8 protein-coding genes are annotated in these 8,872 nt (G+C 31.5%); 1 reads left to right on the plus strand and 7 read right to left on the minus strand.

Features of this window, described 5'->3' with window-relative positions:
- Positions 1-118: 118 nt before the first annotated feature.
- Positions 119-1,381 carry a UDP-N-acetylglucosamine 1-carboxyvinyltransferase gene (gene murA, locus AC30RD_RS04015; RefSeq protein WP_489492971.1) on the plus strand — a complete coding sequence of 421 codons (1,263 nt, stop codon included), beginning with the start codon at positions 119-121 and terminating at the stop codon, positions 1,379-1,381.
- A gap of 6 nt (positions 1,382-1,387) precedes the next feature.
- Here murA and AC30RD_RS04020 read toward each other — a convergent pair whose 3' ends face one another.
- The 7 genes from AC30RD_RS04020 to purH all read right to left on the minus strand — a co-directional run bounded on the left by AC30RD_RS04020 (position 1,388) and on the right by purH (position 8,795).
- On the minus strand, positions 1,388-1,765 hold the full coding sequence (locus tag AC30RD_RS04020; protein ID WP_489492972.1) for a heat shock protein transcriptional repressor HspR: 378 nt from the start codon (positions 1,763-1,765) through the stop codon (positions 1,388-1,390).
- Entirely contained in the window at positions 1,765-2,631 is an 867-nt protein-coding gene (locus tag AC30RD_RS04025) for a DnaJ C-terminal domain-containing protein (RefSeq protein ID WP_489492973.1), read from the minus strand. The genes AC30RD_RS04020 and AC30RD_RS04025 overlap by 1 nt, the downstream gene beginning before the upstream one ends.
- Before the next feature lie 58 nt (positions 2,632-2,689).
- The gene (locus AC30RD_RS04030) at positions 2,690-3,073 is read right to left on the minus strand and encodes a gamma-glutamylcyclotransferase family protein (RefSeq protein ID WP_489492974.1); all 384 of its coding nucleotides are present in this window, start codon (positions 3,071-3,073) and stop codon (positions 2,690-2,692) included.
- A complete protein-coding gene (gene htpG / locus AC30RD_RS04035) occupies positions 3,070-4,881 on the minus strand; it encodes a molecular chaperone HtpG (protein ID WP_489492975.1) in 1,812 nt (603 codons plus the stop codon). The genes AC30RD_RS04030 and htpG overlap by 4 nt, the downstream gene beginning before the upstream one ends.
- 64 nt (positions 4,882-4,945) lie before the next feature.
- On the minus strand, positions 4,946-6,547 hold the full coding sequence (locus AC30RD_RS04040; RefSeq protein WP_489492977.1) for a nitrite/sulfite reductase: 1,602 nt from the start codon (positions 6,545-6,547) through the stop codon (positions 4,946-4,948).
- Complete coding sequence (locus AC30RD_RS04045) at positions 6,534-7,247, minus strand: DUF72 domain-containing protein (protein ID WP_489492979.1); 714 nt, start codon at positions 7,245-7,247, stop codon at positions 6,534-6,536. The genes AC30RD_RS04040 and AC30RD_RS04045 overlap by 14 nt, the downstream gene beginning before the upstream one ends.
- Positions 7,248-7,274: 27 nt before the next feature.
- The gene (gene purH / locus AC30RD_RS04050; protein ID WP_489492980.1) at positions 7,275-8,795 is read right to left on the minus strand and encodes a bifunctional phosphoribosylaminoimidazolecarboxamide formyltransferase/IMP cyclohydrolase; all 1,521 of its coding nucleotides are present in this window, start codon (positions 8,793-8,795) and stop codon (positions 7,275-7,277) included.
- Positions 8,796-8,872 lie beyond the last annotated feature (77 nt).

Raw genomic sequence — 8,872 nt, forward strand, 5'->3', positions numbered from 1 at the left:
AATCTTTCTAATTTTGATTCCATCTTTTTTTCTCTTTTAAAAATGATATTAAATAATATAACATTTTTCTTTAATATTCTTTTAGTATAATTATAAAAATTAAATTAAAAGGTCTTATATGGATTATTTAAAAATCCAAGGCGGCAAAAAATTATCTGGAAGTATAAAAATATCCGGTGCGAAAAACGCTGCTTTGCCTTTGATAGCTTCAACTATATTAGCTAAAAATATCGTAAACATACATAATCTACCTAACGTAAAAGATATTAGAACGTTGTTAAATTTATTAAGTATTTTAGGCGCGAATTTTTGGTATGAAAAAAATAGCGCAAAAATAGATACCTCCACTATCAATTCAACTACCGCCGTTTATGATATCGTAAAAACCATGAGAGCTTCCATATTGGTTTTGGGACCACTTCTTGCAAGATTTGGCCATTGTGAAGTAAGTCTTCCAGGAGGTTGCGCTATAGGTCAAAGACCGATAGATTTGCATCTAAAAGCTTTAGAATTAATGGGCGCGGAAATTGAGATAAAAAACGGATATGTGCTTACAAAAGCAAAAAAAGGGCTAAAAGGCGCACATATAATTTTTGACAAAATAACTGTAACAGGAACCGAAAATATAGTTATGGCAGCCAGCTTGGCAAAAGGCACAACTACTATAGTAAATGCCGCAAAAGAGCCTGAAGTTGTGCAGTTGTGCGAAGTTTTAAAAGATAGCGGTGTAGAGATTGAAGGAATAGGGACTGATGAGCTAAAGATAAGAGGAACCGAAGGAGAACTTTTAAATTTTAAAGACTTTTTTGTAATTCCTGATAGAATTGAAGCTGGAACATATCTTTGTGCGGCTGCTATAACAAACTCTATGATTACACTTTTGGACGTAGAGCCAGCTCATATGGATGCAATATTAACAAAACTTTCTCAAATGGGTTTTCCTCTTGAAACAAAGAAAAATCAAATAACAATTTATCCGGCTAAAAAAATTTATCCTGTAGAGATAATAACTTCTGAATACCCTGGGTTTCCAACGGATATGCAGGCTCAGTTTATGAGTTTGGCTCTCATGGCTAAAGGCACTTCAATCATTGAAGAGAGACTTTTTGAAAATAGATTTATGCATGTTAGCGAACTTTTAAGATTTGGAGCAAACATACATTTAAAAGGAAACGTGGCTACCATAAACGGACCTTGCGAACTTTACGGAGCCGATGTTATGGCTACTGATCTAAGGGCAAGTAGCGCTTTAGTGTTAGCTGGACTAAAAGCAAAAGGGGTAACGAAAGTGCATAGAATATATCATTTAGATAGAGGATATGAAGCTTTAGAAAAAAAGCTTCAATCTCTTGGCGCAGATATAGAAAGACTTAAAGAGTAGAGTATCTTACTCTTCATCAAAAATTATTATTTCATAATTATTTTTTCTTTTGACGATTGCACGATTTTTGGGAACATATCCTTGAGATTTACATTCGTTTAGCTCTTCTCTTAACTCTTCTATCTCTTTTTCCATCTCCTCGATCTGCTCTTTAAGTCTTAAAATAATATCAACACCAGCAAGATTTACCCCAAGTTCTCTTGTGAGTCTTAAAATCATTTTTATTCTATCTATATCTCTTTGAGAATATAGTCTCATTTTTCCTTCGGTTCTTGAAGGAGTGATAAGCCCTTCTCTTTCATATTGTCTTAATGTTTGAGGATGGATATTTAATACTTTTGCGACAACGCTTATTAAAAATACCGGTTCATCATATCCATACATTATTCACCTCCAGGAAGTCTTTCTTCCATTATTTTAGCAAGTTCAGGATCTAGCTCTTCTATTTTTGGCAATATTATATTTGCCCTTAAATATAGATCTCCTTTTATTTTTGTTTTTCTATTTAAAACCCCAAGACCCTTTACTCTAAATTTTTGATTACATTTTGTATTTTTGGGCACTTTAAGGGTTATCTCTTTTTCTAAAGTATTTACTTTTATTTTACCTCCAAACATAGCAATTTTCAAAGGAATATCTATTTTTTTATAAAGATCATCCCCTACTCTTTCATATTCGGGATCTGGAGCCACTTCTACTTTTAATAGCAGATCTCCTCTTCTTCCTTGATAACTTTTTCCTTTTCCTCTAATTCTAAGGGTGTCTCCATCTCTAACTCCGGGAGGGATCCTCACATCAAAGCTCTCTTGATTAATGGTAATTGAGTGTGTTCCCCCAAGAACCGCGGTTCTAAAAGGGATAGTGATTTTTGCGTGTATATCAAGGTCTGGTTTTGCAAAATCCTCAAAACCAAAGCCAAAACCTCCTCTTTCAAATCCTCCAAAACCGCCGCCAAAAATCGATCTTAAAATCTCATCAAGATCTACGCCGCCTTCAAAATTTTGTCTTGCAAAATCGTGAAAATTTTGCCCTCCAAACATTGCATCGCCATATTGATCATATTGAGCCCTCTTTTGAGGATCGCTTAATATCTCGTATGCGGCGTTTATCTCTTTAAATTTTTCTTCACATTCTGGTTCTTTACAGATATCTGGGTGATATTTCCTCGCAAGTTTTCTATATGCCTTTTTTATTTCATCTTGTGAAGCGTTAGGGCTAACTCCCAATGTTTCATATAAACTTTTACTCAATTTTGCCCTCCCAAGCATTTTTAATGCAATTATATCATAAAACTTTAGTCTAGGTCAATCAACTATTTTTATAAAAATATACCCAAGCCTTAATCTTTTTTCTATTAAGATAGACTATACTTTTAGCCCTTTTATATTCATACCCTTTTATATTATATTTGCTCGCCTCTTCATATCTATCTAAAATTTTAAAAACTTTTTTTGGATTTTTAATCAAATATATCTCTCCAAATACTTTATCTTTTTTAAAAATAGATTTTTTAAGACCAACATACCAGCTAATTTGAAAAATTTTCCCAGTAATATACCCTTCTTTTAAAAATAGGGAGTTTTTTCTTAAAAATTTGGCATAATAGTTGTTATACTCTTTTTTTAAAGAGCCGTAAACAAAAAGATACTCCTTTTTCATCGCTCTTTTTAAAATTTTTAAAATTTTCCTCAACTTAGCGCTTTTGAGACTATTTTATTTAAGCTGTTACAAAAAGATAGACTATTTTTTATCTCCATTCCTTCTAAAAGTCTTGCTTCGTTATAAACAACCTTTGCTATATCTTCAACAAAAGAAAAATCGTTTTTTAATAACATTTTCGAAAATATCTCATGATTTGGATTTATCTCAAGTATGGCTTTAGGCTCTTTTAGATCACTTCCTCCCATCTGCTTTAACATCTGATATGCACTAAACTCTGGATCATTTTTGTCAAAAACCAAGCATGCCGGATTTTGTGTGAGCCTATTTGTTACTTTTACATCTTTTACTTCATCTTTTAGCGCTTTTTTTAAAGAATTTATCAAATCTTTATATTTTTCTTCATCAACTTTTATATCACCAAAATCTTCATCGACTTCAGTAGAGCTAATAGATTTTAATTTTTTATTTTTATATTCGCCAATTGTAGGTATAACAAAACTATCTATCTCTTCATCAAACAAAATCACTTCAAAATCCTCTTTTTTAAACTTATCAAGCAATGGAGAATTTTGAAGCTCTTTTTCGCCTATAAGATAGTAGATCGATTTTTGATTATCTTTCATATTCTCAATATATGTTTTAAAATCAATATATTCATCACTCTTTGACGTTTTAAACATTAAAAGCTCTACCAAAAGCTCTCTGTTTTCATAATCGCTTGCCAGCCCCTCTTTTAAAACCTTTCCAAAAAGTTCCCAAAATTTTATATATTTTTTTCTATCTTTATCTTTTAGTTTTTTTAGTTCGTTTAATATCTTTTTAACAGAAGCCTTTTTTATTTTTGAAAGTATTATATTTTGCTGTAGCATCTCTCTGCTAATATTTAATGGCAAATCTTCAGAATCGATAATTCCTCTTATAAATCTTAAATATGTGGGAATCAACTCTTTATCGTCCATAATAAATACATTTTTTACATATAGTTTGACTCCGGGTTCATAATCTACTCTAAATAGATCAAAAGGTCTAACCGATGGTATAAAAAAGAGGGTTGAATACTCTAAAGTTCCTTCAGCTTTTGTATGTATCCAAAAAAGAGGATCGCTCTCATCGTGCCAATTATATTTGTAAAACTGAATATATTCATCCTCTTTTATCTCGTTTTTAGAAAGTCTCCAAAGGGCGTTTGCGCTATTTATCTGCTCCTCTTTATCATCTTTTTTAAGATAGATTTTATATGGGATATGGTCACTATATTTTTTTACGATCTCTTTTATTTTAAACTCATCCAAAAATTCAAGACTATCTTCGTTTAGATATAAAATCACGTCTGTTCCAAAAGAGTCTCTTTTAGCCTCATCTATCTCAAACTCATCTTTTCCTAAACTTCTAAATATCCAAGCTTTCTCATCGCCAGCTTTTTTGCTGATTACCTCAACCTCTTTTGCCACCATATAAGCGCTATAAAATCCCACACCAAACTGGCCTATCAATTTTGCGTCTTTTTTCGCATCCCCCGTTAAGTTTTCCAAAAAATTTTTTGTTCCGCTTTTTGCTATCGTTCCAAGATTTTCTACAAGATCAACATCATCCATACCTATCCCGTTATCGCTTATTATCAATCTTTTATCAATCTCATCAATAGTTATGGTTATTTTTGGCTCAAATACCAAATCTTTAAACTTTTCATCTGTCAATCTCAAAAGATTTAGTTTATCTATAGCATCGTTTGCGTTTGAAATAAGCTCTCTTAAAAATATCTCTTTGTGACTATAGAGGGAGTGGATCATTAAATGTAAAAGTTTACTAACTTCAGCTTCAAAATGGTGTTTGGCCATACTCTCCTCCTTAAAATATTGGGTAAGTATAGATAAAGAAACTTTAGTGAGATTATATCATATTTTATGAGTAGATTTTTTTCTCAAGAGTTTTAATAGTAGAAAATAGCTCTTGGGTATTTATATTTAGTTTTTTAAGAAGGCTATTTCCATCTTTATTTAAATATATCTTTTTACCATAAGCCAATTTATATAAAAACCAAAATGCCAAAAATTCGGTGCTATAACCGTTTAAAACCTTTTTACTAAACTCTTCAAATTCTAAAAAACCGCTATTTTTAAACTCATCTATTATTATTTTTAAAACTATATTTAGTTTTCTCAAAGGCACTGCCCAATAAATAAGCCTTGCCGCAAAGGCTTCTTTTGTATATAATCCTCCAAGATATACTCTAACTCCCCTTTCCACTCCTTTATAAAGGTTTGTTCTAATACCTACAAATCCAATATCAGAGAGTATATGTCTTTCACAACCTTTAAGGCATCCGCTATAGCCTATTTTGATGTTGTATTTGTTAATATCATCTAATATCAACTTAGAAGCTTCATCTTTCGTATCAAAAAGAGAGTATATGCAATACTTTTCTCCGGCACACACTACTATGTTTTGATTTTGAGAAAGAGGTTTAAATGGAAAAATTTTCTCTTTTAAGTTTAATATATATAGATTTTGATCCGCCCCTATTCTAATCTCATATCCATTTTTTAAGCAATATTTTATAATATTTTCAAAAATAGCCGTCTCTATTTCGCCAAAACGACTTTTGTATCTATACGCAAATCTTCCATTTTTTAATGTATGCCAATCGTTATGGATTTTCTTTCCTAAAATAGGTTCACCTTTTGTTTTTAACTCTTTATTATAAAACTCTTGGATCATACTTTTAAATCCATCTAAACCCACATTTTGCAAAAGATGATAAAGTCTTGCTTTTGTTCTATTTTCTCTTAAGCCATATTTTTGATATGCTTTAATAATCGCTTCGTAAATATTTACAACATCATCTTTTTTTACAAAAATATCCGCATCTTTTGCCACATCTATATTTTTTCCGCCAAGATAGATATTAAAACCTAACTCATTATCTTTTTTTGCGAGGGCAAAATAGCAATCATTTGCAAAAAAAGAGACGATATTATCTTTATTTGCGCTTATTGCGGTATTAAATTTTCTTGGAATCATTCCAACGAAATCTTTGTTTTTCAAAAAAAGCTTTTGCATTTTCAAAATAATGGGATATACTTCAAAATAGTTGCTCTCCCCCACCCCATCAAGAGGATCGGTTATTATATTTCTAAAATTGTCAGTTAATGTTTGAAACGTAGTTATACCACTATTTTCCAAAGAGTAATGTATATCTATTGCACAATCAAGATCAAGATCATGAAGTTCTATCTGCGCTCTTGAAGTTAATACAATTTTAGCTTCATACTCTTTTGCCAAATTTACTATTTTTTTTAATTTTTCTAACTCTATTTTACCTCCTGGTATCCTTATACGAAGCATAAATTTATCTGGGCGCAACTTAGTGTTGTAGAACCCGAAATTTTTTAAATAAAATCTATCAGCTTCTGTGATATTATCGATTTTTAAATTTTTTAATTTTTCATAATAAAAAATCGGTTTTAATTCAAGTTTTAATTTTTCTATTTTATTTAGTTTCATTCAAAATCTCTTTTAACTCCAAAGCATTTTTTATCGCCACTTTTCCTGCAGTATTGTCAAAAATGATTACATTATTTTTGGATTTTAATTTTTTTATTTTTGCAGCTAATTCATTTAAAAAAGTTTGACTATACTCGCTATAATATATTTTAGGACTACCATGCAGCCTAAAATAAGATATTTCTTTATATCCTCCAGGCTCTTTATCAAGATCAAATCTACTTGGGTCTGTGGCGACTCGGGCTATTTTATATTTTTTTAAAAGCTCATCAGAATCTATCCAGCTTCTATTTCTTGCTTCAAGAGCGATATAACCTTTATATATTTTTCTAAAATAGCTAAAAAATTTTTCAAAATTATCTTTTTCAAACTCTAAAGAAGGCGGAAGTTGGACAAGTATAGAAAAGAGTTTATTTTGTAGATTGGATATAGAGGTTAAAAAATCTTTTAATCCTTCAACGTCACCTAATCTTTTAAAATGAGTAAATTTTCTATGTAATTTTACGCTAAATTTAAAATTATTTGGAGTTATTTTTGCCCATTTTGAAAATGTAGAATCTTTTGGTAGCTTATAAAATGTTTGATTAATTTCAGTAATATTAAAAACTTTTGAGTTTTTTTCAAGATGAGTTCCATTATGTTGAAAAAACTCGCTAAATTCTTTTGGTATATACCAACCTGCTGTTCCTATATAATTCATATCCTTTTGCCCCAAAGGGGCCCTCCTTTAATGCAAAAAGTGTCTAACTCCGCTAAAATATAAAGCAATTTTATGCTCATTGGCAGCTTCGATCACTTCATCATCCCTTATACTACCTCCAGGCTCTATTATAGCTTTTACTCCCGCTTTTGCAGCTTCATCGATACTATCTCTAAAAGGGAAAAAAGCTTCGCTAGCCATAGAAGAGCCTCTAACATCGATTCCAAGCTCATTTGCCTTTTTAAGTGCGCATTTTGCGGCATCCACTCTACTTGTCATACCCATACCTATAGCAACTAAAGCACCATCTTTTACGTAAGCGACACAGTTTGATTTTGTAAGAGCGGCAATTTTGTAGGCCATCAATAGATCTTTTTTATCCTCCACTCCAACTTTACTGACCTGTTTTGCTTCTAAAACCTCTTCATCTTTTACAAAATCCGCATCTTGATATACAAAACCACCTTCAATATGTTTAAAATCAAACAAATCGCCGCTTATTTCAAGCTCAGGCTTTTTTAGATCAAAAAGTTTTACTCTTTTTTTACTCTCAAATACATCTTTTGCCTCTTCGGTTATTGTAGCGGCTATTATAACCTCTACAAATATTTTGTTTATCTCCTGGGCCAACTCTTTTGTTACTACTCCATTTACGGCAACAACCCCACCAAAAGCGCTTATTGGATCGCACTCTAATGCCTTTTGCCATGAAGTTATTAAATCATCTTTTAGTGCTGCTCCGCAAGGATTTCCGTGTTTAACAATTACTATACTTCCTTTACCTAAACTCACGGCGATTTTAGTTGCTGAGTTAATATCTGTTAGATTATTAAAGCTTGGCTCTCCTTTTATGATATTCAAATCGCTATAAAATTTTTCAAATTGATAAAGAGCACCTTTTTGGTGAGGGTTTTCTCCATATCTTGTATTAAATACTTTATCTCCTACTATAAACTGTTTTTGGCCAAATCCATCGTTAAATCTTTTATTCATATAATTTGCTATAGTGGCGTCGTAATTTGCGGTATGTTCAAAGGCTTTTATCATCAAATCTCTTCTAAATTCAAGGGTGTTTTTACCATTTTTTAGCGCATCAATTACTTTTTCATAATCTTTTGGATCGGTGACCACAATTACGCTTTCAAAATTTTTAGCCGCGCTTCTAACCATTGTAGGTCCGCCAATATCAATATTTTCAATAATTTCTTCAAAATCATCGGTTCTCTCTATCGTCTCTTTAAATGGATAAAGATTTACGCAAACTATATCTATTGGTTCAATTTGCAGCTTTTTTGCCTCTTCTATATGATCTGGTTTGTTTCTTCTATAAAGTATCCCTCCGTGAACGTAAGGATTAAGAGTTTTTACTCTTCCGTTAAAGCATTCTGGGAAATTTGTAATTTCGCTAATTTCTGTTACCTCAATACCTGCATCTTTTAACACTCTCCACGTTCCCCCGGTGCTAACTATCTCATATCCCAAAGCCTGAAGCTCTTTTGCAAAATCCACAATACCTGTTTTGTCGCTAACACTAAGAAGCGCTCTCATCTTTTTCCTTTTTATAAAAAAATTTTTCAAAATTATAACTAATTTAAGTTAAAGAGATGTAAAATTGATAAAAGCTG

Source organism: Nitrosophilus sp. (genome assembly GCF_982775275.1).